At 50.1% G+C, this 25,956-nt stretch carries 23 protein-coding genes, 1 pseudogene and 1 CRISPR repeat array (1 of these 25 only partly in view); of the genes and pseudogenes, 16 read left to right on the top strand and 8 right to left on the bottom strand.

Features of this window, described 5'->3' with window-relative positions:
• Positions 1–191: 191 nt before the first annotated feature.
• The 10 genes from QBE54_RS08445 to QBE54_RS08400 all read left to right on the top strand — a co-directional run bounded on the left by QBE54_RS08445 (position 192) and on the right by QBE54_RS08400 (position 12,506).
• On the top strand, positions 192–1,676 hold the full coding sequence (locus tag QBE54_RS08445) for an NCS1 family nucleobase:cation symporter-1 (RefSeq protein WP_369019423.1): 1,485 nt from the start codon (positions 192–194) through the stop codon (positions 1,674–1,676).
• Positions 1,676–3,046 carry a dihydropyrimidinase gene (gene hydA / locus QBE54_RS08440; protein ID WP_369017755.1) on the top strand — a complete coding sequence of 457 codons (1,371 nt, stop codon included), beginning with the start codon at positions 1,676–1,678 and terminating at the stop codon, positions 3,044–3,046. The genes QBE54_RS08445 and hydA overlap by 1 nt, the downstream gene beginning before the upstream one ends.
• Positions 3,047–3,082: 36 nt before the next feature.
• The gene (locus QBE54_RS08435) at positions 3,083–3,976 is read left to right on the top strand and encodes a nitrilase-related carbon-nitrogen hydrolase (RefSeq protein WP_369017754.1); all 894 of its coding nucleotides are present in this window, start codon (positions 3,083–3,085) and stop codon (positions 3,974–3,976) included.
• A 23-nt stretch (positions 3,977–3,999) separates the two neighbouring features.
• Positions 4,000–5,364 carry an aminotransferase class III-fold pyridoxal phosphate-dependent enzyme gene (locus QBE54_RS08430; RefSeq protein ID WP_369017753.1) on the top strand — a complete coding sequence of 455 codons (1,365 nt, stop codon included), beginning with the start codon at positions 4,000–4,002 and terminating at the stop codon, positions 5,362–5,364.
• A gap of 6 nt (positions 5,365–5,370) precedes the next feature.
• Entirely contained in the window at positions 5,371–6,534 is a 1,164-nt protein-coding gene (locus QBE54_RS08425) for an iron-containing alcohol dehydrogenase family protein (RefSeq protein ID WP_369017752.1), read from the top strand.
• A 25-nt stretch (positions 6,535–6,559) separates the two neighbouring features.
• Positions 6,560–7,762 carry an NAD-dependent dihydropyrimidine dehydrogenase subunit PreA gene (gene preA, locus QBE54_RS08420; protein WP_369017751.1) on the top strand — a complete coding sequence of 401 codons (1,203 nt, stop codon included), beginning with the start codon at positions 6,560–6,562 and terminating at the stop codon, positions 7,760–7,762.
• 295 nt (positions 7,763–8,057) lie between these two features.
• Positions 8,058–9,026, top strand: a complete 969-nt coding sequence (locus QBE54_RS08415) for a carbohydrate kinase family protein (protein ID WP_369017750.1) — start codon at positions 8,058–8,060, stop codon at positions 9,024–9,026.
• Positions 9,027–9,123: 97 nt separating this feature from the next.
• On the top strand, positions 9,124–9,252 hold the full coding sequence (locus QBE54_RS08410) for a hypothetical protein (protein WP_369017749.1): 129 nt from the start codon (positions 9,124–9,126) through the stop codon (positions 9,250–9,252).
• A 194-nt stretch (positions 9,253–9,446) separates the two neighbouring features.
• Positions 9,447–10,196, top strand: a complete 750-nt coding sequence (locus tag QBE54_RS08405; protein ID WP_369017748.1) for a ZIP family metal transporter — start codon at positions 9,447–9,449, stop codon at positions 10,194–10,196.
• Between the two features lie 30 nt (positions 10,197–10,226).
• Positions 10,227–12,506, top strand: a complete 2,280-nt coding sequence (locus tag QBE54_RS08400; protein ID WP_369017747.1) for a diguanylate cyclase — start codon at positions 10,227–10,229, stop codon at positions 12,504–12,506.
• Between the two features lie 160 nt (positions 12,507–12,666).
• Here the strand turns inward: QBE54_RS08400 and QBE54_RS08395 are convergent, their stop codons facing one another.
• Positions 12,667–13,860 carry an IS110 family transposase gene (locus QBE54_RS08395; RefSeq protein WP_369017746.1) on the bottom strand — a complete coding sequence of 398 codons (1,194 nt, stop codon included), beginning with the start codon at positions 13,858–13,860 and terminating at the stop codon, positions 12,667–12,669.
• A 288-nt stretch (positions 13,861–14,148) separates the two neighbouring features.
• Between QBE54_RS08395 and QBE54_RS08390 the strand changes: the two are divergent.
• A pseudogene (locus QBE54_RS08390) lies at positions 14,149–15,416 on the top strand (diguanylate cyclase).
• A 7-nt stretch (positions 15,417–15,423) separates the two neighbouring features.
• Here the strand turns inward: QBE54_RS08390 and QBE54_RS08385 are convergent.
• The 3 genes from QBE54_RS08385 to QBE54_RS08375 form a co-directional block, all read right to left on the bottom strand.
• Positions 15,424–15,609, bottom strand: coding sequence for a hypothetical protein (locus tag QBE54_RS08385; RefSeq protein ID WP_369017745.1), 186 nt, complete (start codon positions 15,607–15,609; stop codon positions 15,424–15,426).
• Positions 15,575–15,736: a nucleotidyltransferase domain-containing protein gene (locus QBE54_RS08380; RefSeq protein ID WP_369017744.1), complete on the bottom strand. Its 162-nt coding sequence runs from the start codon at positions 15,734–15,736 to the stop codon at positions 15,575–15,577. The genes QBE54_RS08385 and QBE54_RS08380 overlap by 35 nt, the downstream gene beginning before the upstream one ends.
• Before the next feature lie 71 nt (positions 15,737–15,807).
• A complete protein-coding gene (locus tag QBE54_RS08375) occupies positions 15,808–16,023 on the bottom strand; it encodes a HEPN domain-containing protein (RefSeq protein WP_369017743.1) in 216 nt (71 codons plus the stop codon).
• A gap of 296 nt (positions 16,024–16,319) precedes the next feature.
• On the opposite strand from QBE54_RS08375, the gene QBE54_RS08370 reads away from it, so the two are divergent.
• Genes QBE54_RS08370 through amaP form a run of 3 tightly spaced genes read left to right on the top strand, consistent with a single transcriptional unit; the run spans position 16,320 to position 18,090 of the window.
• On the top strand, positions 16,320–16,913 hold the full coding sequence (locus QBE54_RS08370; RefSeq protein ID WP_369017742.1) for an N-acetyltransferase family protein: 594 nt from the start codon (positions 16,320–16,322) through the stop codon (positions 16,911–16,913).
• The gene (locus tag QBE54_RS08365) at positions 16,910–17,488 is read left to right on the top strand and encodes a Rad52/Rad22 family DNA repair protein (RefSeq protein WP_369017741.1); all 579 of its coding nucleotides are present in this window, start codon (positions 16,910–16,912) and stop codon (positions 17,486–17,488) included. Before QBE54_RS08370 ends, QBE54_RS08365 begins: the two co-directional genes overlap by 4 nt.
• Entirely contained in the window at positions 17,485–18,090 is a 606-nt protein-coding gene (gene amaP, locus QBE54_RS08360; RefSeq protein WP_369017740.1) for an alkaline shock response membrane anchor protein AmaP, read from the top strand. The genes QBE54_RS08365 and amaP overlap by 4 nt, the downstream gene beginning before the upstream one ends.
• On the opposite strand, the gene QBE54_RS08355 is transcribed toward amaP, so the two are convergent.
• From QBE54_RS08355 to QBE54_RS08345, 3 genes are read right to left on the bottom strand one after another with little or no spacing between them, the layout of a single operon-like run.
• A complete protein-coding gene (locus QBE54_RS08355) occupies positions 18,016–18,648 on the bottom strand; it encodes an isoprenylcysteine carboxylmethyltransferase family protein (RefSeq protein ID WP_369017739.1) in 633 nt (210 codons plus the stop codon). The two genes, amaP and QBE54_RS08355, sit on opposite strands and share 75 nt — an antisense overlap.
• Positions 18,597–19,622 (bottom strand): AIR synthase family protein, encoded by a 1,026-nt coding sequence (locus tag QBE54_RS08350; protein WP_369017738.1) that lies wholly within the window; start codon positions 19,620–19,622, stop codon positions 18,597–18,599. The genes QBE54_RS08355 and QBE54_RS08350 overlap by 52 nt, the downstream gene beginning before the upstream one ends.
• Positions 19,564–20,037, bottom strand: coding sequence for a polymer-forming cytoskeletal protein (locus QBE54_RS08345; RefSeq protein WP_369017737.1), 474 nt, complete (start codon positions 20,035–20,037; stop codon positions 19,564–19,566). Before QBE54_RS08345 ends, QBE54_RS08350 begins: the two co-directional genes overlap by 59 nt.
• A 554-nt stretch (positions 20,038–20,591) precedes the next feature.
• Here QBE54_RS08345 and QBE54_RS08340 point away from each other — a divergent pair.
• Complete coding sequence (locus tag QBE54_RS08340) at positions 20,592–20,837, top strand: hypothetical protein (RefSeq protein WP_369017736.1); 246 nt, start codon at positions 20,592–20,594, stop codon at positions 20,835–20,837.
• An 84-nt stretch (positions 20,838–20,921) separates the two neighbouring features.
• Here QBE54_RS08340 and QBE54_RS08335 read toward each other — a convergent pair whose 3' ends face one another.
• Positions 20,922–22,886 carry an HD domain-containing phosphohydrolase gene (locus tag QBE54_RS08335; protein WP_369017735.1) on the bottom strand — a complete coding sequence of 655 codons (1,965 nt, stop codon included), beginning with the start codon at positions 22,884–22,886 and terminating at the stop codon, positions 20,922–20,924.
• Positions 22,887–23,238: 352 nt separating this feature from the next.
• Here QBE54_RS08335 and QBE54_RS08330 point away from each other — a divergent pair, with 352 nt between their 5' ends.
• Positions 23,239–25,434 (top strand): methyl-accepting chemotaxis protein, encoded by a 2,196-nt coding sequence (locus QBE54_RS08330; protein ID WP_369017734.1) that lies wholly within the window; start codon positions 23,239–23,241, stop codon positions 25,432–25,434.
• Between the two features lie 461 nt (positions 25,435–25,895).
• Positions 25,896–25,956: direct repeats of the CRISPR family, unit length 30 nt (it continues 1,839 nt past the right edge of the window).

Here is a 25,956-nt window from a genome sequence, read left to right as displayed (position 1 = left end):
GCCTTTTCCAGGCATTGGTGCCTGGGGAAGGCGTTTTTTGTTTTTGAGGAATTATCCGAAGTACCGCGGGAAAGTCGTCTCAAAGCAAAAAGAGGTTTTAAGCTTCCTGCGGTAGACAAAAAGGAGTGAGGCTGGATATGACTAAGAAGCAATATGAGCGGGGAGACTTTGTGCTCCTTTCTAATGAGGGCATGGCTGAGCTGCGAAAGAGCGATTATTCCAACGAAGATCTTCGACCAACACGTGCTGAAGAAAGAACCTGGAGTGCCTACAACATGGCTTCACTGTGGATTGGAATGTCGGTATGCATTCCCACTTATACTCTGGCCAGTGGGCTGATTGCTGCTGGTATGAACTGGTGGCAGGCTGTGTTGACCATTGTGTTGGGCAACGCTATTGTTCTTGTCCCGATGATACTGAATGCTCATGCCGGGACAAGATACGGTGTTCCCTATCCTGTCTTTGCCCGTTTGTGGTTTGGAACCAAAGGAGCCCACATTCCTTCCCTGATGCGTGCTATAGTTGCCGCTGGTTGGTTTGGTATCCAGACCTGGATTGGAGGTTCAGCCCTAGACGCTTTACTTTCGTCCCTCTGGTCGGGATGGGCGAACATTCCTTTACATCTTCCCATCGCTTTTTTGGCATTCTGGGCGCTTAACGTTTGGATTGGCTATAAGGGACCAGAAGCAATTAGGTCTCTGGAGTCCTGGGGTGCACCGCTTCTTCTGGCGCTTGGTTTATGCCTTTTGGTTTGGGCTTACAAGGCCGCAGGTGGTTTTGGACCAATGCTCTCAGCCCCGTCTAAGTTCAAGACAACGGGAGAATTTCTAGCTGTTTTCTTTCCAGCCCTAACTGGGATGATTGGTTTCTGGTCGACTCTGGCTTTGAACATCCCTGACTTCTCGCGCTACGCCAAGAGCCAGAAGGCTCAGATCCTGGGCCAGATAATGGGTCTTCCCACTACCATGGGGCTGTTTTCTTTCATTGGAGTGGCCGTTACTTCGGCTACGGTAGTCGTTTTTGGCGAGGCCATCTGGGACCCCGTGGTTTTGCTCAGCAAGTTCCCTCCTCTGGTGGTCACTATGGGTACGGTTGGCATCGTTCTGGCTACCATCACCACGAATATCGCTGCAAATGTTGTAGCTCCGGCCCGGGCCATTGAAAACCTGTTTCCTCGCAAATTTACTTTTGGCTTGGGAGCGATCGTAACCGGCATCATAGGCATTGCAATGCAACCATGGGCGCTTCTGGCCAACTATGCTGCTTACATTTTTGGCTGGCTGGGTACCTACGCTGCTTTTTTGGGGCCACTGGACGGTGTGGCCATTGCTGATTACTGGCTGGTGCGCCAGAAGAAAATCGATCTTGTTGATTTATATCAAGCAAGTGGTCGTTACCATTACAGTAAGGGAATAAACCTTAGAGCAATAATCGCGCTGGGACTGGGGATTCTTGTGGCCCTTTCCGGAAGATTTATCCCGGCTTTGGGCTTTCTCACTGACAATGCGTGGATAGTTGGTCTGTTTGTTTCGGCAGCATCCTACTGGTATCTGATGCGCGGTCACGGGAGTGTTCTCTCTGATGAAGAATTTAGAGCCATTACCGACCTTAAAAAGACCACAGAGACTGTTTCACAAACTGCGGAGGTAGCTTTAGAAGGATTGGAGGGAAGATGATGGAGCTAATCATAAAGAATGGAACCGTGGTAACAGCAAAAGAGACTTACCTGGCTGATGTTGGTGTAGCTGGTGGAAAAATCGTAGCCATTGCTGAGAAACTCGAAGACCCGGAAGCCCGGGTGATTGATGCCACTGGCAAATATGTGATGCCAGGTATCATCGATGGACATGTGCACCTGGCTTTGCCTTTCGGAGGCACGGTTTCTGCTGATGATTTTTCCAGCGGCACCAAAGCCGCGGCTTTCGGTGGGGTTACCACTATTGTCGATTTTGCCATCCAGATGAAGGGCGAGTCTTTGGCTGATGCCATTGCCCGCAGGCGGGCTGAAGCGGATGGTAAGGTTTGCATCGATTACGGCCTCCACGTGGGTATTACTGACGCCCGGGAGGAAGTGCTCAGAGAGATTCCGGAGGTAATTAGCAATGGTTGCCCCACCTTCAAGCTGTTTATGACTTACGATGCTTTTGTTGTCGATGATGGGACTCTACTTTCCATCATTGAAAAGACCACGGATAGTGGCGGCATGGTAGGGGTGCATGCTGAAAATCATAAGATTATCGGCTACCTGACTGCCAGGCTCCTCAGTGAAGGTAAAACTGCTCCTCAGTACCATGCTGTTTCACGTCCCGATTGGTGCGAAGCTGAAGCTACTAGTCGCGCGATACGCTTGGCAGAAGCGGTTGGTGGAAAGCTATATATTTTCCACCTCACCTGTAGTAGAGCTCTCGACGAAGTAGTGGCTGGTCGGGAGCGGGGTATGCCCGTTTACGCTGAAACCTGCCCTCAGTATCTTTTGCTCACAGCTGACTGTTATCTGGAGCCTGATTTTGGAGGTGCCAAATATGTGATGTCGCCTCCGTTGCGAACCGCTTTTGATAACGAGGCCCTCTGGAAAGGCCTGCGAGATGGTTACCTGCAGGTGGTGGGTTCGGATCATTGTCCCTTTACGATGGAGCAGAAAAAGCTGGGGTTGGGGGATTTTACAAAGATACCTAACGGAGCGCCCGGTGTTGAGACCACTTTACCCTTGCTTTATTCGGAGGGCGTACTCAAGGGTCGAATAAGTCTTAATCGCATGGTGGAGGTGCTCTCGACTAACCCGGCATGCTTGTTTGGACTGCCTAACAAGGGGTCGTTGGCTGTGGGTTATGACGCTGACATTGTGATTTTCGATCCGGACAAAGAAGTGGTTCTCAGCTACCAGGATCTGCATATGTGTACCGATTACAGCCCTTACGAAGGTCTTAGGGTAAAGGGTTATCCAGTTACTACCATCAGTCGGGGACGCGTCATTGTTGAAAACGGCATTTTTACAGGTGATTTTACACATGGTCGTTTTGTGGCCCGCAGGTTGCCTCAATTTTGATGTATTTATCAAACTTAGTTGAAGGAGGAATTGTTGATGTCCAGAGTAATTCGTTGCGGTCTTATTCAGGCACACCATCCCTTGCATGGTGATGAACCGGTTACCAAGCACAAAGAGGCAATGATTGCCAAACATTTGCCTCTCATAGAACAAGCTGCCACACAGGGATGTAGAATCGTATGCCTACAGGAGCTCTTCTTTGGTCCTTATTTCTGTGCTGAGCAAAACACCAAGTGGTACGAAGCTGCTGAGCCTGTTCCTGATGGTCCCACCATCAAACTTATGCAGGAACTGGCCCGGAAACATCAGATAGTGCTCATTGTGCCTGTATACGAAGAGAGCATACCCGGCGTGTATTACAACACAGCAGCAGTCATTGATGCTGATGGTAAATATTTGGGTAAATACCGTAAGAACCACATCCCGCACGTACAGGCTGGGGAAAATCCTAATACTGGTTTCTGGGAAAAATTTTATTTCAAGCCGGGTAACCTGGGTTATCCGGTTTTCGACACTGCCTACGCCAGGATTGGCGTTTATATATGCTATGACCGACATTTTCCTGAACCAGCCCGTATTCTGGGCTTGCATGGAGCCGAAATCGTTTTTAACCCTTCTGCAACTGTAGCTGGTTTGTCGGAGTATCTCTGGAAACTGGAACAGCCAGCCCATAGCGTCGCTAACGGTTTCTTCACCGGGGCTGTGAATCGTGTGGGTTGGGAGGAACCATGGAACATAGGCGAGTTTTACGGACAAAGTTATTTTGTGGACCCTCGTGGTAACTTTCTGGCCATTGGCAGCCGGGACCAGGATGAAGTGGTGGTGGCTGATTTGGATTTAAGCATGATTAAGGAAGTGCGCAACTTGTGGCAGTTTTACCGTGACCGACGACCTGAGACTTACGAAGACATCATCAGGCTTTTACCATAAAGACGATGGGGAGAAGAGCGCAGATGGAAAAAATTTTTATTACCGATCAATGCAGTGAGGCCTATCTGAATGACCGAAAGTATGTTTTACATTCCTGGTCGGTGCAGAGCAAGGTTAACCCTCCGGTAATCACCGGGGGGCAAGGGGTTTGGTTTTGGGACGAAAAGGGTAATCGCTATATGGACTTTGCTTCCCAGCTGGTTAACCTGAATGTTGGCTTTCAACATCCCAGGGTAGTGGAAGCGATCAAGGAACAGGCTGAGAAGCTTTGCTACATAGCCCCTTCGTTTGCCAATGATGTGCGAGGTAAGCTGGCCAGAAAAATTGTAGAAATAACTCCTCCCCGGATTGCCAAGTGCTTCTTTACCACCGGAGGAGCTGATGCGAACGAGAACGCGATAAAGATTGCCCGTGCTTATACAGGGCGACACAAAATCATTTCTCGTTATCGGTCTTACCATGGGGCCACTTATGGGGCCATATCCGTTTCTGGTGACCCGCGCCGCCCACCTGTGGAGCCGGGTATTCCCGGCATCGTGCGTGTTTTTGATCCCTACTGTTACCGCTGCTCTTTTGGGAAGAGCTATCCGGAATGCAACCTGGAGTGTGCAGAACACGTTCGTGAGGTGATTCTTTACGAAAATCCAAACACGGTGGCAGCGATAATCATGGAGCCGGTAACCGGGAGCAACGGGGTTTTTATCCCACCGGTAGAGTATGGTCGGCGGATAAGAGAGATTTGCGACGAGTTTGGCATACTGCTCATTGCTGATGAAGTGATGACCGGGTTTGGTCGCACGGGTTACTGGTTTGGGGTTAACTATTTTGATATTGAGCCCGATATCATCACCATGGCCAAAGGCTGTAATTCTGGATACGTTCCTCTTGGCATCGTGGCTGTTTCTGATCGGATTGCTGAGTTTTTTGATAACCGCATGCTTTATTGCGGTCTCACTTACAGTGGACATCCTCTAGCTTGTGCTTCTGCACTGGCCTGCATTAGTGTTTACGAAGAGGAGGGCTTGATTGACAACGCCCGAAAGATGGGCGCGGTTGTGAGTGCGGAGATGGCTAAGTTGAAAGAGAGGCATCCCTGTGTGGGTGACGTGCGGAATATTGGTCTTTTCGGATGCATTGAACTGGTCAAGGATCGGTTTACCAAAGAACCCCTGGTGCCCTGGAATGGACCTCCAGGTGTGATGGCTGAAATAAGCAAACAGCTCTGGGCTGACGGCCTTTCGATGTATATTCGCTGGAACTATATGTTTGTTGCCCCTCCGCTCCTGATTACTGCTGATGAGATTCGCTGGGGTTTTGAAAAAATTGATCAAGCGCTGGAGATTGCTGATTGCTTCGTCCAAAAGGACGCGAGCTTACAGAAAGGATGATTGCGAATGGCTTTTGTGTTCCAATGCCCGGAGAAAATAATTTTTGGTTGTGGAGTCGCTTCTGAAGTTGGTGAGGAGGCGAGGCGTTGGGGTGAAAGAGTTCTGCTCGTTGTTGGAAAGGGGTCAGCTCGCCGCACGGGAGCCCTGGATCAGGTTGTTGAAGCGCTGGTGCAAAGCGGTCTTACTGTTTCCATTTTTGAAGGTGTGGAATCTGACCCGAGTACCGATACAGTCCACCGGGGTGCCGACCTGGCCAGAGAGTTTCAGGCTCAGGTCGTCGTTGCCCTGGGTGGTGGTAGCGTCATAGACGCAGCTAAAGCGATTGCTCTCTTGGCCACAAATCCTGGTCGCTGCAGCGATTATGAAAGGAAAGCTCCGGTTAATTCTGTTTTGCCTTTGATTGCCATACCGACAACGGCTGGTACAGGTAGCGAGGTGACTCGTTTCTCAGTTATCAGCGATCTCGACCGCAAAGTTAAAATGGTGTTGGGAGGTTCTTATCTCATTCCCAAAATAGCGTTATTGGACCCCTTACTCACCGTTTCCATGCCTCATGAAGTCACCGCAGCTACCGGTATGGATGCCCTGACTCACGCCATCGAAGCCTATCTGTCCACCCGAGCTCAGCCAGACACCGATCTTCTGGCTCTTTCTGCTGTGGAGTTGATTGCAGCTAATTTAACTCAAGCTGTGTATAATCCCCAGGATGTTGAGGCAAGAAGCGCAATGCTTTTGGGGCAGTACCGTGCTGGTTTGGCTTTCAGCAATGCTTCAGTGGCTTTGGTTCACTCTATGTCGCGACCACTTGGTGTGTACTTTGGTGTTCTCCACGGTTTGGCCAACGCTCTGCTCTTGCCCCACGTCATGGCTTACAACCGCCCGGCCTGTCCGGAGCGCTTTGCTGTTCTCGCTCATGCTCTGGGCGAAGAAACCGTCGGGCTCAGCATCCGGGAAGCCAGTTTAAAAGCGGTGCAAGCCGTGCGTAATCTGGTGTTAGATATTGGCATTCCACGGAGCTTGCAACAGGTTGGAGTGAAAGAGGAAAGTTTTGAAATTATGGCCAAAGATGCTCTGGAAGCTCAGAGTACTCAGTTTAACCCACGTCGTCCGCAAATGGACGACGTAATTACTCTTTATTGGGAGGCCTACCAAGGCCTGAAAGGTAATTAAAAACTTACTGATGGAGGTGCGTTCAGTGCCAGTTAAAGAGGCAAAGGCTCAACTTGCTGTGGATTTTTGTGGATTGAGGTTTGTCAACCCGTTTTTGTTGGCCTCAGGACCACCTGCTTCAAATGGTGAACTAATTAAACGTGCTTTTGCTCTGGGCTGGGCTGGGGCGGTCACCAAAACCATTGGTCCGGAAGAAATGCTCGTTGAGGATGTTTCTCCCCGCTTTGCTTCATTGCGCGGTAGGGGTGGTGACATTGTAGCTTTCGAAAACATCGAACTGATCAGTCCACGCCCACTGAGGGTGTGGGTTCAAGAAATCGAAAGCATTAAGCAGTCTTTTCCAGACCGTGTTTTGGTTGCCAGCATAATGGCTGAGGTGGAAAAGAAAGCCTGGCAGGATATAGCCTGGGTTTTACAGAAAGCCGGTGCTGATGCGTTGGAGCTGAATTTCTCCTGTCCTCACGGTATGCCAGAAAGGGGCATGGGTTCAGCTATTGGCCAGGATGAAGACCTTACGCGTACCATCACCTCATGGGTTAAAGAAGCGGTAGATATTCCGGTTATTGTCAAGCTCACTCCTAATGTAACCGACATTGGTAGGGTGGCCAGGGCTGCCATGGAGGGTGGTGCTGATGGTCTGGCGGCCATCAACACTGTTTCCGCTCTCATTGGTGTTGACCTGGAAACCTTGCGGCCGTTACCTTCGGTAGGGGGTCAATCAACCTTCGGTGGGCTTTCCGGCCCAGCAGTCAAGCCTATTGGCCTGCGCTGCGTGGCTCAGATTGCCCAGAGCTGTGATTTGCCCATCTCTGGGATGGGTGGCATCCGAGGCTGGCAGGAGGCTGTGGAGTACATCCTGCTTGGTGCGACCACTGTGCAGATTTGTACCGAAGTGATGATAAGAGGACTCGGAATGATTGATACCTTGATTCGCGGTCTGCAAACCTACCTTGCTTCCAAAGGTGTCACCAGCATTGAAGAACTCAGAGGCCAGGCGCTTTCCAGGCTTACAACTCATGCACTGTTACCTCGCGAACAAAGAGTCTTTCCTGTTCTGGTTCGAGAACGATGCAGTGGTTGCCGTCTCTGTGTGGCTATCTGCCGAGATATTGGCTTTGCTGCCCTTTCCTGGAGTGATAAAGAGGGTCTTATCATTGATTATACCAGGTGTGATGGTTGTTCCCTTTGTGCTAATGTGTGCTCTGCTTTCAAAATAACCGGATATTGAAGAAAGTTTTCAAAAAAGGAGGGGAAGGCCCATTCTCTCCACATTTTCTTGATCCCTGCTCGATTATTTTTTTCTATACAAGGTGGATAGCATTTAAGTTTGTCCACCGTTTTTTGGGCTACTGTTGGTGCATTGTTGCCTTTCTCCCGTTGTCTCAAGCTGGGCTTTAGGGTTGTTTTGGCGTTCTCCGGCTTCCACAGCTGTATGCTATTATGAAGTGGGCTTATTCCGAGCATTTAGGTGAGCACCAGAAGTTCTGGGGAGGTGTTTTCAGAAACTGAGGAGTGAACAGACCATGCAGTATGCAGCTTGCGGAAGCTTTGATGTGGTTTCTCTGGGTGAGGTGGTAGTGGATGCTTTCCAGATAAGGGAAAGTCCACTTTCTTTTTCCTTTTTCCCGGGTGGTGCTTCAGTCAACGTAGCGGTGGCTTTGGCCCGCCTTGGCGTGGCGAGCGCTGTCATGGGAAAGGTTGGAGCCGACCCTTTTGGGGAGTTTCTCCGCGATGCTTTACGGGCCGAGGGCGTGGAAGAGAAGCTTTGTTTTTCAAGCAGGGAACGCACTTCCCTGACCTTTGTCTTTGGCAAGCAAGACCCTTATTACCTGCGCTATTCACGCTCTGATTTGGACCTTTCCCCTCAGGATGTGGACTGGACGCTTTTTCAGTATGCGCGAGTAGTGCATCTTGTATCTTTGGATTTCGTCGCTGCCCCAATTAGGGAAGTTTCCGAAGCTGTCCTGCGCCACTCTCGAGAACAGGACATATTCGTTTTTTTCGATTTTAACCACCGCCCGGCATTCTGGGAGGGGCCCGATGAGGCACGAAAGGTGGTCTGGGCACTGCTTCCTGAGGTGGACTTTTTGAAGCTCAACTATGAGGAATTTCTTCTTTTGAGCGGAAAGCAGGAACTGGAGCCGGGAGCGGAAGTTTTACTTGCTCAGGGAGTGCGGAATCTGGCGGTTACCCTGGGAGAGGGCGGAGTCTTCTTTGCCAGCGCTTTGACGCAAGGCAAGTTACCCTCTTTTTCGGTGCTAGTTGCAGATGTCGTGGGCTGCGGGGATGCCTTTTGTGCGGGTGTACTCCGGGTGCTTCTCAAAGAAAGCATGCGCAAGGGCTTGGCGATTCCACCTTCGCTTTTCAGGGAAGCGGTCCTTTTTGGTGCTGCCTGTGGGGCACTCACGGCAAGCAGGCGGGGAGCCTTCCCGGCTTTTCCGCGCCTTGGGGAAGTGGAAAAGTTCTTGAGAGAAAGCCCGCCACTTTTTTGAGGGTTTCCGGTGCAATTTTTACGGTTAACCCCTAAAGATATTTTGCTTTTTGCCGATACATATAAGTGGAAAAACCAAAAGAAAGGAGGTAGGGTCGATGAGCCTCAAGGTGAAAAACAACCAGGCCCTCTATGAGGAAGGAGGACGCTCGCTGGCGGTGCGCTATGAGAGCGAAAATGGTGAAGAGGAAAAGAAAGCACCCATAGCTTCAGGCGTGGTGTTTTAGAGCCATGGTAGTGTTTGCTCCATTTTCGGTGTGGGCAGTGTTTTTGAGTTTTTGTGGGAGCTCCCTTTCTTTTTACCTTTACCCTGGGCGCTGCAGCGTGCTTTGCTTCTTTAATCCGCTTTCATCATATTCTTCTTGCTTTCTTTTTGCTTTTTGGATACCCTATTGAAAAGTCCTTTCTGGAGGTTTAAGCGGTGAGCATTCTCTGGTGGGGCATTCTGGGAAGCACTCTGGCTGGTTTAGCCACGGGTCTTGGTGGTATACCGGTCCTTTTTCCGTCTCTGAGTGCGGTTTCCCATCGCTTTCGTGATGAGCTGCTGGGTTTTGCGGCTGGGGTGATGCTGGCAGCTACTGCTTTTAGCCTCTTAATTCCGGCTATTGAATACGGAGGGGTGTGGGTGGCTTTAGGTGGTGTGGTCCTGGGGGTTTTGCTCCTTGACCTTATGGACCGTTTCCTGCCCCACGAGCACTTTGAAAAGGGTCTGGAGGGTCCAAGGAGCAAGCTGCGCGAAATCTGGCTTTTTGTCATTGCCATCACGCTCCACAACTTTCCTGAGGGTCTGGCAGTAGGCGTGAGCTTTGGGACCGGCAACGTGAGCGATGGGGTTACCGTGGCCACGGCCATAGGCATCCAGAACATCCCCGAAGGCATGGCGGTGGCCATTTCGCTACTTGGGGTTGGCTATCCGCGCTCCAGGGCCTTCTTTTATGCTTTTTTGACCGGTTTGGTGGAGCCTTTGGGGGGAGTTCTGGGAGCAGGCCTGGTTTCCATCATGCACTTTTTCCTGCCCTGGGGAATGGCCATTGCTGCAGGAGCCATGCTCTTTGTAATCAGCGACGAAATCATTCCTGAAACCCATCACGGAAAGTCAGCCCGCTTTTCGACCTATGCGCTGATTGCGGGTTTTGGTATAATGATGCTGCTTGATAACCTCTTAGGGTAAAAGCCAGTTCTGGAAAGGTTGGATACTACTTTGCGTGTAAAATTCCCACTTTTGCGTTTTGTGCTTTTCTTTGTGCTGGGCTTTTCGCTAGCCTTTGCGCTTTTCAGCCTTTTTGAGCGCCGCATCGCTTCCGAGCGCCTGCATGCTTCCGCACAGACCTTTGCTAATTTTGTAAAGCACGAAGCAGAGCATTGGTCCGTAAGGTATTTTCAAAACGTTTTACTCTACACCGCTTTGGCCAAAGATATCGTCTGGCTTAATGAGCGAGAACTCACTGCCTTCAAGAAGTCAAACCCTGAAATTCTGGACGCTTTTGTGGTAGAAGCAAACGCTGGGGAGATCTTTCCCAATGCTTATCGGATTCAAGCCCGGGAAGGGCTTTTGCGGGTGCATTTTCTGGTTTTTGACGCAGAAGGTCAGGATTTTGTGAAAGACCGGGTGGTTGAAGCGGTCATCGACCCTCAGCTCGTACTGCATCGCCTGGGCATGGAGGAAACGGTCAAAATCGTTCCTCAGGGTGGGAAGCCTTTTGCCTTCGGCCTGCGGGCTGCATACAGCGGGCTGGAGCGTGGGCTGTACGGTATCTGGAGGTGGTTGATTTCGCTTTTTGCGGGTGCTGTTTTTGCCTTTTGGTCGCTTTTTTCAAGCTACCGAAAAGAGCTGGATATTGAGCGCAAGCTGCGTGAAGAATATGAGCGAGAAATCCGGGCGCTCCGAATGATGAACGAGTTTCTGCAAGCTGTCCTGCGCCCGGGGTATAACCTGAGCTATGCAGAAATCCTGGAGAAAGCGGTGGCGCTGATTCCCCATGCTCAGGGAGGGACGGTGCTTGGGCGCCGGGGAGATTTCCTGGTTTTTGAGGCTGCGCTGGGCCATCCCCTGGAAGCCCTGCAAGCCTTCCGCTTTGAGCTGAAAAAAGTTGAGGCACATCCAGAGTGTGCGGTCATCGTTCAGGGAGAGCCGGTGGTGCTTGCGGACCTGAAAAAGCTCTTTGCACTTTGCCTGAGCGATGAGGCAGAGCGTGCACTCCTTGATAAGTTGCGTTTTGAACGGGTGAGGTGTGTTCTCTCTGTGGCCATCAACGTTTCCGGGGAGCTTCGGGCGGTTTTGAGTGTGGATAACCTGGAAAGAGAAGAGGCTTTTTCTCCCTCTGAAGTTGAGCTGTTGCGGCTTTTTGCTGGACAGGTGAGTGCTCTCTGGGAGAGAAGGAATTTTGAGGAACGTCTTTCCCTTCAAGCCCAGGAACTGGATAGGAAAAGCAGGATTCTTGCGGAGATGTTGAACTTTATAAAGGCTTTGCTTAACCCAGACCACAGGTTCGATTATGCCCATATTTTAAGGAAAGCCGTGGAGCTGGTTCCCGGTGCCCAGAGAGGGTCGCTGCTTTTAAAAGAAGGAAAGGTTTTTGTTTTCCGGGCAGCGGTGGGCTACGACCTGGAAAAGCTGGCCCAGGTTGCTCTCACTGAAGAGGAACTTTCCCGGGAAATGACCCCAGAGGTGAAGGTGGTCAGGAACCTGGATGAGCTGAATCGGTCCAGGCTTTCTAAGGAGAAGCTGGAATTACTTACTGAGTCTGGAGGAGATGGCACCATCAGGGCAACCCTCTCGGTACCTTTGGTTTTAGAAGGGGAAATCGTGGGTTTTTTCAACCTGGACAACCTGGAAGACCCTGAAGCCTTTGGCCCTGGGGAAATCGAAATTGCTCAACTTTTCGCCGACCAAATCAGCGTGATTTTGGAGCGCCTGCGGCTTGAAGAAAAGCTTGAAGAACAAAAAAGGCTCCTTGAGCATCTCTCCTGCCACGACCCGCTTACGGATTTGCTTAACAAGCGAGCGTTTCAGGAGATGGCTGGGAAAGTTTTGGCTTTGGCTCGTCGGGAGAAAAAGCCGGCTTTTGTGCTTTATCTGGACCTTCAGGGCTTTAAGGAGGTCAACGACCGCTTTGGTCACGAAGCCGGGGATACCGCCTTGAAGGTGATTGCAGAGCGCCTGCAAAAGAACTTGAGGGAGAATGATGTGCTGGCCCGGATAGGAGGAGATGAGTTCGTTATAGTATTATACGGAATTGACCGGGGCTCAGTGAGCACCATTGTTGAAAGGATTGTTGCTTCCATAAGGGAACCACTTGAGTGGCAGGGGAATAACCTGACGGTTTCAGCCAATGTGGGAATTGCTGTTTACCCTGAAGACGGAGAAAGTCTGGAAAAATTGTTGAGAAGGGCGGATTTTGCCATGTACCGGGCCAAGAAGAAAGGACTTCCCTTTGCCTTCTTTGAAGATGGCGCACAGGGAGAAGATGAAGAGCTTTGAAAGCGTTGTCGATTTTTTTGGTAAGCCTTTGGTGAGGGATGAAGTGCGATGACCGTTAAAAGTAAGTTGATTTTGTCCGGTGTTTTCATTACTGCTTGCCTTGCGCTTTCACTTTTTATAATTTTGTTTTTTAGATTGAATGCTTTTTTAAAGGAGTCAACTATAAATAATGTGTAACTGGAACAAATTTTTCACCTTTCCTGAGCATGGCAAAGATAACTCTCAACAGCTTGTTACAGAGGGCAATCATGGCTTTTCTGTGGGGCATTCCCTCACCTCTCTTTTTCAAGTAATAAGCTCTAAAGTACTCATTGCAGCGCATAACTCCACTTGCCATGAGATAGAGACATCTCCGCAAAGACTTAGAGCCCTTCTTGCTGATTCCACCTCGAGCATACAGGGAACCAGACTGTCTGATAGAAGGGTCAATACCTGCATAAGCAGTCAGTTTCCTTCGGTTCTCAAACCTGTGTATATCCTTGACTGCAGCCAGAAAATGAGCCGAGGTGATATCACTGACTCCTTTGATGGATTTGAGGAGTTCCAAGTTGTCTTTCTGGTTCTTTTGGATTTCCTCGATGAACTGTTTGGTAATCTCCTGGAGCTTCTGGTTGAGGAACCGGAGCATCTCCACTTCATGTTTGATGATCAGGGCATAGTTGGTGGTGGAGATACCGATGGAATCTCTGGCAAGTTCCAAGAACTGTTCAGCACTGAGAGATGGTTTTCTTCCTCTTGCTTTGAGCTTTCTGAAGACAGCCTTCACTCTGCCTGGGGAGGCTTTGAGAACCGAATGGGGAGTGGGAAATTCTTCAAGTACCGAGAGCAGGAAATCGGTGAAGATGTTGCGGTGAGCCACCAGTTCCGGGAAGACCACCACCAGGTGTTGTTTGAGCTGGGTCTTGGTTCTGGCAATCTGTTGAGTGAGGCTTTCCCTCACCCTGGCCAGGGCAGCCAGGTCATCCAGCTTGTCAGGGATGAAGTGAGGAATCGCTTCCAGGTGTTTGAGCAGAAACCTGGCGATGGTGAGGGCATCAATGCGGTCAGTTTTGGTATTGCGCAGGGTGATGCTCTGAGAGAACTTTTTGATGAGGGCGGGGTTGATGAGTGCCACCGGGTACTGGTTGGTAATCAGGAAGGCCAGGAGGTTAAGGTGGTAACTCCCAGTAGACTCCACACCAATCAGGGAGTTGGGATAGGAGCTAATAAGCTGGCTGAGGGCAGTGAATCCTTCCAAGTTCATATTCAGTTGACCTTCACTGAGCACCTGCAAAGAAGCATCAATGATTACATAGTTGAACCTGTCCCTGGAAACATCAATGCCTATGAAATACTGCCAGGAGTTTTTGTTCATGGCCAGACCTCGCAAAAGTTATTTTTGGTTTTTCGTCCCAAGTCCTATCTCCCGCTTGACAGTGGCTTGGTAGCCAAATCAACCAATAGGGACTTTAGGGACGGGGAACAGACTCCTCTTGAAGCTCTAAGGCTTAGGATAGCGATGGTTCTCTGTCCCTGTTTAAGTTTATACCATAATTATTCGTAGGAGGAGGCTCTGCAGGAAGCAGCAAGGTTGCGCAACACTTTTAACCTCCTTCTTGAGAAAGAGAAAAATCGGCTGGAGAATCACATTCCGGATTACAGCATGTGGGCGGAACTGGGGGAAAAGGCGGTTGTGGAGCGCGATGAGGGATGGATTGAGGAGAACCTGGAGCCCTGGGTACGGGAGCAGTTTGGCTATTCGGTGCTTTTGGTCACCGAAAGCGGAGAAATAATCACTGCCTCACCCAACTGGCCGCTTCGGCCCGGCAAGTTTCCTCCATCTTCTCTTTCCGGGGCAGTGTTTTTGCTCTCTGGTGAGGACCTCTGGATGGTGGTTACCGCTCCGGTGACCAATGACGAAGGGGACAAAGAGTATGGAGCTTTTTTAAGTTTTGCAAAGCCCATCGATGTAGAGCTACTTGAAGAATGGTCGCAAATTCTGGGGTGTGACATTGTGGATGTTTCTTCTGGAGAACTGCCACCTGAATGGTTGGAGTTGCCCTCCCACTGGCAGCATAAGAGTGCTTTTACCGAGGGAGGGTACCTTTACGCTGTTTGTGAAGTCACTGGAGAATCCGGGGAACCTTTAAAGAAGTTTCTGCTGCGCAGGCGCTATGAAATACCGCTTCGGGTAAGCAGGTGGGCAGGGAGTGTGCTGCTTTTTCTGGGAGTGGGATTTGGGCTCCTGCTTTTTCTTTTGAATTATGTTTTTGAAAGAGTGGTTCTGCGCCCTCTACGGAATCTGTATCGAGCCTCTGAGCAGGTAGCCTCTGGTGAATATTCCCTGCAGCTTCCAGTAGGAAGGAACGATGAAATTGGTCTTCTCTCGGTACATTTTGCCCGCATGGTTGAAGCCTTGAGCGAGCGCGAAAAGGAGCTGCAAAGGGAGAAGAAGAAAGCAGAAAGGCTGGCTCAGATTGACCCTCTGGTTGGAATTCCCAACCGTAGATATCTTGAGGACCGCTTAAAAGAATTGATAGAGGATAAGGTGCCTTTTTCGCTGGTTTTTGTAGACCTTGATAAGTTTAAAAAGCTAACGATCTTTTAGGCCACAGCGAGGGGGACAGGTGCTTGAAGCGTATTGGTATCTGGTTTGAAAAGCACATTCGCAAAGAAGATTTGGTCGCCCGTTACGGGGGAGATGAGTTTTGCTTTGTGTTTCCCGGATTAAGCCACCAGCAAGTAGAAGAAATCATGGAGCGCATTCATGCTGAATTCCGTACCAAAAAGTTTGTTGAAGGAATCACCCTCGACTTTAGCTACGGCATCGCCTCTTTTCCTGATGATGCTTCAGATATCGATAAGCTCCTGGAGCTTGCCGATGGCAGAATGTACCGCAAAAAGAAGTTGAAAGCACTACGCGGGGTGTGAGAACCTGCTAAAGCTCCACACCACTGCAGAGGGCTTCCTTGATGAGGGGATTGCCCTCTTCCTGCAGGGCTTTGAACTCTTCTTGGGTGTAAACCAGGGGTTCTATGGGGAGCTCAGGAAGCTCCAGAATCAAGCCCATGCGCTCGAAGAAGCGTTCCTTAAAGTTGCCGACAATGAATGAGGTTAATATCACTTCCCTCGTGAATTTCACCCCGCGCTACCGAGCCGTAAAGGTAGATTTTTTCTATTGGAAAAAGGGCTTTAAGCTTTTGAGCAAACTCCTTTACTGATTTAATAAGCTTTTTTAATGAGCTTTTCACGGTCTGCAGGATCAACTCGGCGGAGCTTATGCATGCTTTTGAATCCTCCTCTTCGTAAAACTCTGCGGAAGCTACATCACCGGAAAGGCCGTTTTGGTTCTCGAGTGGGAATGGTAGAACATGTCCAATTTCTTTGCTTTGTGGGGTAACTGGTTGAAAGTGACATCAAGTCTTGTGCATTCACGAACCAGTTCTTTCAAGGAATGGGTTATGATGGAAGTGTACCCTTTATCGTAAAGGTAAACCTTCAGGGCTTTTTCTCCACTCTGCTGAGCCTGAAAGCCCACTCACAATGTTTGTTTTTGAGGTTGCCTAAAGCAGTCTGAAGGTCCGCTTCAGACTGCTTTAGGCACTTAAGAGTAATTTTCCGCATGTCTTCGTTATAAAAGATATTGTTTTTTGATATGTGTAAAGGGTTTCTGGGAACGGATTTTGAGAGGTATCTCTCGAAGGAGGTTATAATAAAGACACAGCCTGGCTGGTGTAAGTTTTGAAAAGAGGAAACCGGCGTGCCTACTTGGTGTTTCGAGGTGGAACCACGAGGAGAGTAATGTAATAGTAAAAACGGATGGGGAATACCCAGATGGATTTAGCATGCCTTCGCTTGCAGGGCTTGCTTCTTTTCACATTGCCTAAAAAGTCTTACAATATAAGGGCCATGCGAGAGAAAATTTATTGTGTCCGAAGAGCGAAACCGGAAGACCTTGCTGCCATAACGGCCATTTACAACGAGGCAGTGCTCAACAGCCTGGCCACTTTTCACATTTTCCCCCGTTCTGAGGAAGAGCAGAAGAAGTGGTTTGCCGAGCACGATGAGCGCTATCCGCTTCTTGTGTTTGAGGAAGAAGGGGAGATACTGGGCTGGGCTTCCCTGAACCCTTACTCTGACCGCGAAGGCTATCGCTACACGGTTACTGATTCGGTGTATGTGCGCCGGGACAGCCGTCGCCGGAACATTGGCTTTGTCCTGCTTTCGGCGCTCATCGCCCATGCCCGGGAGCTTTCTTACCATTCCATCCTGGCCTTCATCGCCAGCGAAAACTTGGCCAGCGTGATGCTCCACGAGAAAGCGGGATTTGTGCGGCGGGGTGAGCTCAAGGAAGTGGGCTACAAGTTTGGGAAGTTTGTGGACGTTGTGGTATATCAGAAAATGCTTAAAGAAGGTGATGGGGAATGAGGAATCGGGAGATTCTGGAGCGCCGCTTCACCAAAAAAGAAGTGAAAACCCGCCCTGGCCCAAGCGGTGAGGAACTGCACTACGTGGAGACTGCCTCGGTCATTCAGCGGCTGAACGAAGCCTTCGACGGCGACTGGTCTTTTGAAATCCGGGAAAAGGAAATCGACCTTGAAAACGGCTATATCTGGGTCTTAGGGAGGCTGCAGTGTGAAGGTGTGGTGAAGGAGCAGTTCGGCTTCAAAAACATCACCCTGGATGCATCAGGCAGACCCCTGGACCTTGGCTTTGACCTCAAAGCTGCCGCTTCCGATGCCCTTAAAAAGTGTGCCACGCTTTTGGGAGTGGGGCTTTACCTTTACCAAGAAGAGGAGGAGCACGGCGAGCGGGTGGCCCGCCTGGCAACTGAGAAGCAAAAGGCTTTTATCCGCGACCTTTTGCGGGCCCAGGGTAAAAAAATCGATGAGGAGAAGATTGCTCAGCTCACCAGCCAGGAAGCATCAATGCTCATCGATAAGCTGCGTGCTGGAGGGAGTGCTAACCAGGTTAAAAAGAAGGAAAAGGAGGGAGGCAAATGAGGCCTTTCTGGGGTAAATTTTTCACTTTTTTGATTGGGGTCATTCTGGTATTTTTGGGTGTCGAGCTTTTATTGCTGATTTTAGGCGTCGTTCCCCTGCTTTCTATCCAGAGAGCGATTACAGCAGTGTACTTTTTCTTTACTGGAGGGCTTTTCAAGCAGTTCCTGGGTGTTCTGCTGAGTGCGCTTTTCCTGATTGCAGCCTGCTTTGTGTTTCGCCTGCTCCTTTTGCGCAGGAAGGAGGAGCATCTGGTTTTTGACACCGGAGAGGGAAAAATCCGCATTTCCTTTGCTTCCATCAGGGCGCTTACCCGCGAGGCTCTCAAAGATATACCAAGTATTGTTTCCATCGACCCCCAGGTAGAAAGCGCTGCTCAAGGCCCTTCAGTGGTGGTGAAGCTCCTGGTTAAGCCGGATACGGTGATTCCAGAGCTTTCTTCCCTGGTCCAAAACCGTATCAAGGAGCGCATTGAGCGCCAGACGGGAATTGTGCTACACGATGTGCGGCTTTTTGTGGACCTTGCTCCCTCAGAAGAGGTGGAAGCGGTTCAAGAAAGAGAAAAGGGAAGTCCCCCGGAGATAGAAAAGGAGTATCACCAGTAAAAAGGTAACCAGGGTGTGAATTTCGCTGGTTAGAAATGCATGCCAGGAGAAGGGCGAGTGCTTCCTGTTCGGGTAGGGAGTGAGCCGGGGAATGAGGCGAGGCACCGCTTCTGCGTATTTTTGGTATTCGCTCCCGAAACGCTCGCTGAGAAAAGCCTCTTCAGCGCTCACGATGAAACCGTAAAGCAGAAAAAGAAACGGAATGAAGAATAAAAACCAGAAAAGCTTCCCGGAGAGAAAGACTACCCCGCTTCCTATTATCCCGTTGGCAAGATACAGAGGATTACGCAAATGGGCGTAAGGCCCACAGGTGAGAAGCTCCCGCACGTTATGCATCTTGCCCCGGTGGGCTTTGATATAGCCAGCGCACCAGGCACGAAGAGCAGTGCCTGCAACGATCAAAAGAATCCCGGTTTTGAAAAGCTGCGGAGTGGGATGGGCAGAGAGAAAAACCAGGATTCCCAGCGCTCCCCAGAGAAAGCCCCGGCGAGGGAAAAGGGCAGTACCTATTCTTTGCGCGTAGCTTCGCTGATTTTCCAGAGTGCATCCTGAGGACATTCTCGTATTTCCTCCTCTTTTCCGTTTTTACGCTTAATACAACGAGTGTCTTTTGCGGTGACTTTGCCGATGCAGGAGGCAGTGATGCCTTTTTCCCGCAAAGCAAAAAGGAGTGGTTCGGGATGGTCGGTGAAAATGAGCAGCGAACCGCTTCCAATCAGGGTCAGGGGGTCAATCTGGAAATGGCGGGCCAGAGCTTCGGTTTCCGGGTACACGGTGACTTTTTCTTCTTCAAGGTAAAAACCGCATCTTGCTGCTTCAGTCGCCTCCCATACACCGCCCAGAATGCCCCCTTCGGTGGCATCGTGCAGGCAGTGCACTGGAAAGCGCAGGGCTACTTTTCCTTCTTCAACCACGCTGATTTGCTCTATCAGAGATTGAGCCCGGCGCAAAAGCTCTTCTGGGATGGCTGTGCGCAGCTCCTCTTCTCTTTCCCGGGCCAGGATGGCAGTGCCCTCAATGCCGGCGCCTTTGGTCATCAGGATGCAGTCTCCGGGCTGAATACGGGTGGGGTCTGGTGGAGGGTTGAGCAGGACTTTGCCCACTCCGGCGCAGTGGACAATCACCCGACTCAGCGCATCGGTGATTTCGGTGTGTCCGCCCAGAATGCTTATCCCCAGTTTACGGCAGGTCTGGTCAATTTCTTCCATGACCAGGGCCACTTCCTGAGGGGTAGTGAGGGGAGGGAAAAGCAGACTGAGCAAAACCCCCACCGGCTCGGCTCCAGCGCATATCAGGTCGTTGGCCACAACATGCGGTGCCAGGGTGCCAATCCCCTGGGCGGTACCGGTGATGGGGTCGCAGCTTAGGGCAAGCAATACCTCCCCAAAGCGCAAAATGCCACAGTCCCGGCCTACCGAGCCCGCAAAAACCACTTCCGGGCGCTCTGCTCCCTGGTGCTTGAGTACCAACTTTTCAAGAAGCTTGGGGTCCAGCTTCCCCAGGTTGAGTTTCGCTTCCCTGAGCTTTTCCATGGTCTTCGATGACCACCTTTCCCTTGAGTTTCCCTCCGCTTTCTGCCCAGAAAGCCCGCACGAATATATCTCCCTGAAAATCCCCACTGGAGGGTAGGTAGAGGTAGCTGGCACGCACTATGCCCCGCATACTACCGGCAAGGTACACAAAATCGCTTTTCACCTCTGCGACGACCTTTGCTCCTTCGGCAACATAAAGCACCGGACAAAGGAGGACACCTCGCAGCTCGCCTTCAACGCGCACCAGTCCTTGGGACTCAATCTCGCCCCTAAGGAGTGCCCCACGGGGGATGAAAAGGTCAAGCAGAAAAGCATGGAGCGCCTTTTCCAAAGAAGCCTTCTTTTCGCGCTTTTCGAACCAGCGCCTGCAGAGCGCTTCCAAATTGTCAATTCCGCTTTGCAAAGGATTGGGCACCTTTCACCTCAAGCTTTTTGCTTACAGGTTATTTTACCTCTTACTAAAGAATATTGCACCGTGTTGGTGATTTTTTACCGGCTTACTGGTGTTTATACACTCCGGGTCTTTATTTTTTGGGTTTTTGGAAAGGGGTAGTCTTATGGGGAGTTACTGTTAATCCTTAAGGGGCTGGCGCTATCTTTGGGTGGCCGAAGGAGATTGCATTGTTCGTTAGAGTATAAAAAACTGGGTTTGAAGATAGCTTCTTTTTGAAAGCTTCAGGGCCTGGGCAACGAAGAGAAGAAAAGCGTGAAAATAGGGCCTGGTTGCAAAAATCCTGTCTGCTTGGAAAGAGGGCTAACAGGGCTTGCCAAGGCAGTCGTGAAATTAAATTATATAATCCCAAAAAATATCCCCTTTAGGCCTGGTGAGCGCAATAAGGTCAATTAGTAGAGCGACACAACTTCCTTATTGTGGAAGAGACCGATGTGTCATTGATTGACCACAGGACCAAGTCCTCAAAGGCATTTCTCGAGAAGCTCCTCTTAGTTTTTGTTTTAATTCCTGGGGAAGTGGAACTCTCAAGAGAAAGTAATCGCCTTGCATCCGGGATTCTTGCCAAGGGGAAGGTGCTCGATGAGCAAAAGTCGCCTGGTTTGACTATGCCGCAGGACGTGCGAAGTAGCAACCTGCTTTGCGAATGTTACGGAGGGGCTCGAATTGCTTGCGATCCTTACCTGGTATTCCTTTATTCTGCTGATTTTGGCTTTTACTCGGAAAGCTATACTCAAGGCTTGAGTACGCAAAGGAGTCCTTGAAATTTCTCAAAGGATTTTCCGGTAAATTCAGCAGGTTCTGTAACGGTGATAGGCCGAAGCGGTTCTTTTTACCGTTTCCCAAACTCACCTTTTTGCAAGGTGGCTTTCAAAAGCTTCCCTCAGCGTTTCGGAGTGCTTGAGGATTTCGGCAACGATTTGGGGATCAAACTGCCCTCCAGCGCACAGGCGCAGCTCAAGCAAGGCTTCTTCAAAGGTGAGCAAGCGCCGGTAGGGGCGCTCGCTGGTCATAGCGTCGAAGCTGTCAGCCACAGCGAGAATTCGGGAAAGAGGCGGAATATGGTCATCATCCTTCCCTTCGGGATAGCCCGCCCCGTCGAAGCGCTCGTGGTGGTAAAGGCAGATTTCGGCAATTTCTGTCAGGCCTTCCACGCTTTTTATGAGTTCATAGCTTTTTTTGGAGTGCTTTTTCACTTCCTCGTACTCTTCAAGGTCCAGGGTGGTCTTTTTGGTGAGGATGTGCCGGGGAACGGCGATTTTCCCAATGTCATGAAGTAGCCCTGCCCGGCGGAGCAACTGTTCCTCCTTTTCGTTTATGCCCAGCATTCGGGCTATGCACTGTGCGTAGTGGGCAACCCGTCCTGAGTGACCCTCGGTGTAAGGGTCGTGGTACTCTAAGGCCTTCAGCACTGCCGAGATGGTCCGCTCCTCAAAAAGTTGTTCTTCCCTTGAGTAGTGCTTCAGGAGGTAAAAAATGGCCAAGTTGTGCTGCAGTTTTTGGAGAAGTTCCCGATGCTGTTCAAGGTCTTCTCCCCAGATATAGAAAGCACCCAGGGGGGTTCCTTTTTTGGAAAAGGTAAAGCTCTGGGTGGGAAGTTCTTTGAGCATAGGATTTAAATCCAGATAACCCTCGCTTTTGAGAAAAAGATATATTTTCTGGGCATCCTTGGGGAAGGAGGTGGAGTCAGGTAAAGCGAAGGAAGCATTCAAGCTCTCTTTTTCATCCTGGTAGTAAAGGTTCCAGGTGTTTTTCTGGTGGTTGAGAAAAACACCAAGCAGGGCTTTAATCCCGGGTACTGTCCCGAAGAAAAGCTGCAGGATTTTGCCCAGAAAAACCTTTTCATCGGCTTCGGCACGCAGTGCATAAGTGGCGTCCAGAGCTTCCTGAAACCACTGGTAAGCTTTTTGGGCTTCCCGCTCGGCTTTTTGGAGCTCTTTAGTGCGCCGAGCCACTTCTTTTTTGAGGTAGCTGTTTTTCCAGAAGAAAAAGCTCAAAAAAGCACCGCTTCCTGCAAAAAGCACCAAAAGCAGGATATTTAGCCAGTGGGGCCACATAAAAACCCGCCTCAAGGCATAGGGCGCAAGCAGCTCCTCCCACTCGGCATCCGCTATTTTGGAGAGGCCCTGGTTGACGAGAGGGACCAGGTCCTGGCGCGTGAGAGGAAAGGCAAAGTAAGCCCACTGTTCGTTTATCTTCTCTAAGGGCCGAAACTGAGAGTTCAAATCGTATTTGGTAAGGTAGTACTGGGCAGTGTAGCTTTCCACCAAGAAAGCGTGAAGCCGTTTACTACGTGCTTCCTGCATCAGGCGCTCGTAATCTGGGAAAAGAGCGATGCTGAGTGTGGGGTATTTCTCCCTGAGTGCATCGACGCTGGCATCACCTTCCACAGCGCCTATCAGGTACTGGTTGAGGTCTCCGGCCTTTTGAGCGCTGATGTTCTTTCTTGCGTAAACCCAGCCTTCAATCCGTAAAACTGGTTGTGAAAAAAGGAGTTGCTTTTCGCGCTCTGGGGTTTTGAAAATCAGATTGATCATGTCAAATTGGCCACTGGCGGTTTTCTCAAGGGCCGAGGCAAAGGGAAGGGCGGTTATCTCAAAGCGAAGCAGTGTTTTTTCCTCCAGTTTTTCCAGTAAATCTACAGTTATGCCCTGGGGGTTTCCCTCCTCGTCCAGCCAGAAAAAGGGTGGGTAATAGTCGCCGCTTACTACTTGTACCACTTGCGTTTCCTGGGCCGGGAGGGGGAGAGTAGCACCCAGAAAGACACAGGAAAGCGCAACCAGCAAAACAACCGATAGAAAAACTCTATTCATCACATACATTCCTTTTGTAATTTATGACTCTGGGGAAAAGAGCCAGCCTTCAATACTAACTTAAGCCAAGAAAGTTGTCAACAATTTTTTAATTTTAAGCAAAAATTTTTCGAAAAAACTGGCCAAATGCAGCGCTGAAGAGGGTTCTGGCAGATTGCTTTTTGTGAGGAAGTTTTAGCATCAATTGATGCCCCACGCAGGACTGGCGGAGCTTGAGCGATGCTGACAGTGATTTTTGCTGAATTTTTTTAAAAGAACCTAAAGTTTTTCGGCAAAATGCCGATTTATAAGATAGACAGGCTTTTTCTAAAGGTTTTCTGGCTCATTTTTGGGAGGAAGGAGGCATTTTTAAGTGCGAAGGAAAAAGACCGCCCGAAAGAAAAGCTTAAAAGGCAAGCTCCTTGTGTGGTTTTTAATCTTTGCTCTGGCTCCCTTGGGTGCCTTAGCCTATTTTTCGTCCCAGAGCTTTATAAAGACCCTCGCCGAGCACGAGATGACAAATTACCGCGCAGCGTCGCAACTTCTGGGCAAAAACCTGGCTGATTTTCTGGGCAATACCGCGCGGGCAGTGGCCATGCTTGCTGAAGATGCCACCTTGAGCGCAAACAACGTGCCCTCGCAAAAGAAACTGCGAAAGCTCGAGAAGCTGGTCAGTGAAAACCCCCTTTACCTCGCAGCTTCGCTCACTGATTCAGAAGGGAAAATAGCCATTGATACCCAGGGAGTAGGAATTGGCCAGGATGTAAGTGGAAGAGACTGGTACCAGGAAGCAGTGAAGCGGAAAGATGTGGTGATTACCGACCTCATCCAGTCCCAGCGCTTCAAGACCTGGGCAATTGACATTGCAGCACCGGTTTTCAACGAACTGGGCATGTTCTCCGGTGTGCTGGTGCTTTACCTTGACCTGGGCAATCTCTATAAAGAGCTTACCAAAGGCGTGGATTTTGGAGATGGATATCTCTATGTTTACTGTGCAAAACACAATGACCTTATCCTCCACCCGGACCCCAGCCTGATTGGAAAAACTCTGGATGAACTGGGCATGGGCCACCTGAAAGCTGAGCTAAGCAAGCAGGAAGGCTCCATCCGCTACACCTTCCAAGGCCTTGATGCGGTGGCCGTTTTCACCACTGTTCCAGAAAGCGGTCTTTTCTCTGGGGAAAACTACAAAAACTGGAGAGTGGTAGGTAAAGTTGACTATGCCACCATCCTTGCCCCAGCCAAACAGGTCCTCAACTTAGTCTATGTGCTCATTGCTGTGGTGGCTTTGGTGGTCATCTTCATCTCCCTTTGGATATCCAACTCCATCGCCAAACCCATTGCCCGAGTCACTGAAGCTTTAGAGCGGGTCAAAGAAGGAGACCTCACCGTCCAGATTGAAAAAGCCAAATCCCGGGATGAAATAGGAAGACTCTCTGAAGCTCTCTCTGCCACGGTGGAAAGCTTGAGGAGTATGACCCAGGAAATCCTCACCACCTCCTCCTCTCTTGCTTCATCCAGTGAAGAGCTCTCAGCATCAGTTGAGGAGATTTCCAAAGCCACTCAGGAAATAGCCCAGACCATTGCTCAGGTTGCTGAAGGCTCCACCCGCCAGAGTGAAGAGCTGCAGAAAGTGAGTGAAGAAGCAGCTCAAATTGGTGAACGAGCCCAGAGAGTTGCTGAAGCCACCCAGCGCAACCTGGAACTCCTTGAGAAGATGCAGGAAAACCTCCAAAAGAACCAGCAAGCTCTGGATCAAATCACTGAAGTAATGCAGAAGACCAAAGAAGAAGGTACCACCACCAAAGAAGAAGCCCAGAAAGGAAAAGAGTCCCTGCACAAACTCATCGAGAATGTCTCCTCCATTGCCCGAGTGAGTGAAGAGGTAGCTGGAAGCATCCAGGTCCTCAACGAGCGCTCTCAGGAAATTGGAAAGATTGTGGACCTCATAACCGGCATTGCCGAGCAGACCAACCTCTTGGCCCTCAATGCTGCCATTGAAGCTGCCCGAGCTGGAGATGCTGGGCGAGGCTTTGCGGTGGTGGCTGAAGAAGTGAGAAAACTGGCTGAGGAGTCAGCTCAAGCTGCCGAGCAGATTGGAAAGCTCATCGCTGAAATCCAGAAAGACACCCACTCTGCAGTGGAGAGCATGCAGAAAGCCCAGAGTGAAGTGGAAGCAGGAAGCAGAGAGAGTGAGCAGGTAGCCCAGAACTTCAACTCCATCCTCTCGGCCATTGAGCGTCTGGAGAGAAACATCGAAAACCTCTCCCAATCCCTCCTTGAAGCCCAGAGAGCCCAGGAAGAAACCACCTCAAGTGCCCAGGAAGTGGTCAAGCTCTCCGAAGAGAGTGCCTCCCTCACCGCTCAGGCCACAGAAGGTGTGCGGCAGATTGCTGAAGACCTTGCTTCTGTGGCTGCAGTGGCTGAAGAGAATGCGGCTTCCAGTGAAGAGGTCTCTGCCTCCACTGAAGAGCAGAATGCCTCACTGGAAGAGGTCAACTCTTCAGTAGAGCAGCTTGCCCAGATGGCCCAGAAACTACAGAAGCTGGTGGAGCGCTTCAGAATCTGAAAGAAACCAGGAAACACACACAGAAAGAGAAAGCGGGATGGACACCCCATCCCGCTTTTTTATTTTCAAGCATAATGCAAAATCAAAGATAGCCTGAATTGGTAAATCCAGAGAATTGGTCATTTTGAACCAGCTGAAATCAACGATTTTGGTTATCCGGAACTGACAAATTCGAAGAATTTGTCACCCTGGACTTGTTTCAGGGTCTATTTGTTTCAGGGTCTATTTCAGGATTCCACTGTTTCAGCATCTCATAGTTTCAGTATCTCTTTTGTTATTTCATCATCTCCTTGTTTAATCTAAACACCTGAGATTCCGAAACAACCGAGATCCTGAAATAAATTCAGGATGACAAAAGCGGAGCTTTTGTCAGTTCGGAATGACGGACTTTAAGGTCTACTTGTTATTTCAGGATTTCAGCATCTCTTTCTTTCGGGATTTCATGATTTCAATATCTACACGTTTCAATCCCTTATAGGAAAGCTACAAACCAAAACGCCAGGCTCGGCCTGGCAGGAAGGA

This window comes from Thermatribacter velox, assembly GCF_038396615.1.
Taxonomy (GTDB): Bacteria; Atribacterota; Atribacteria; order Atribacterales; family Thermatribacteraceae; genus Thermatribacter; species Thermatribacter velox.
The sequence above is the reverse complement of the archived record's forward strand: the minus strand, read 5'-3'. Positions and strand labels throughout refer to the sequence as shown.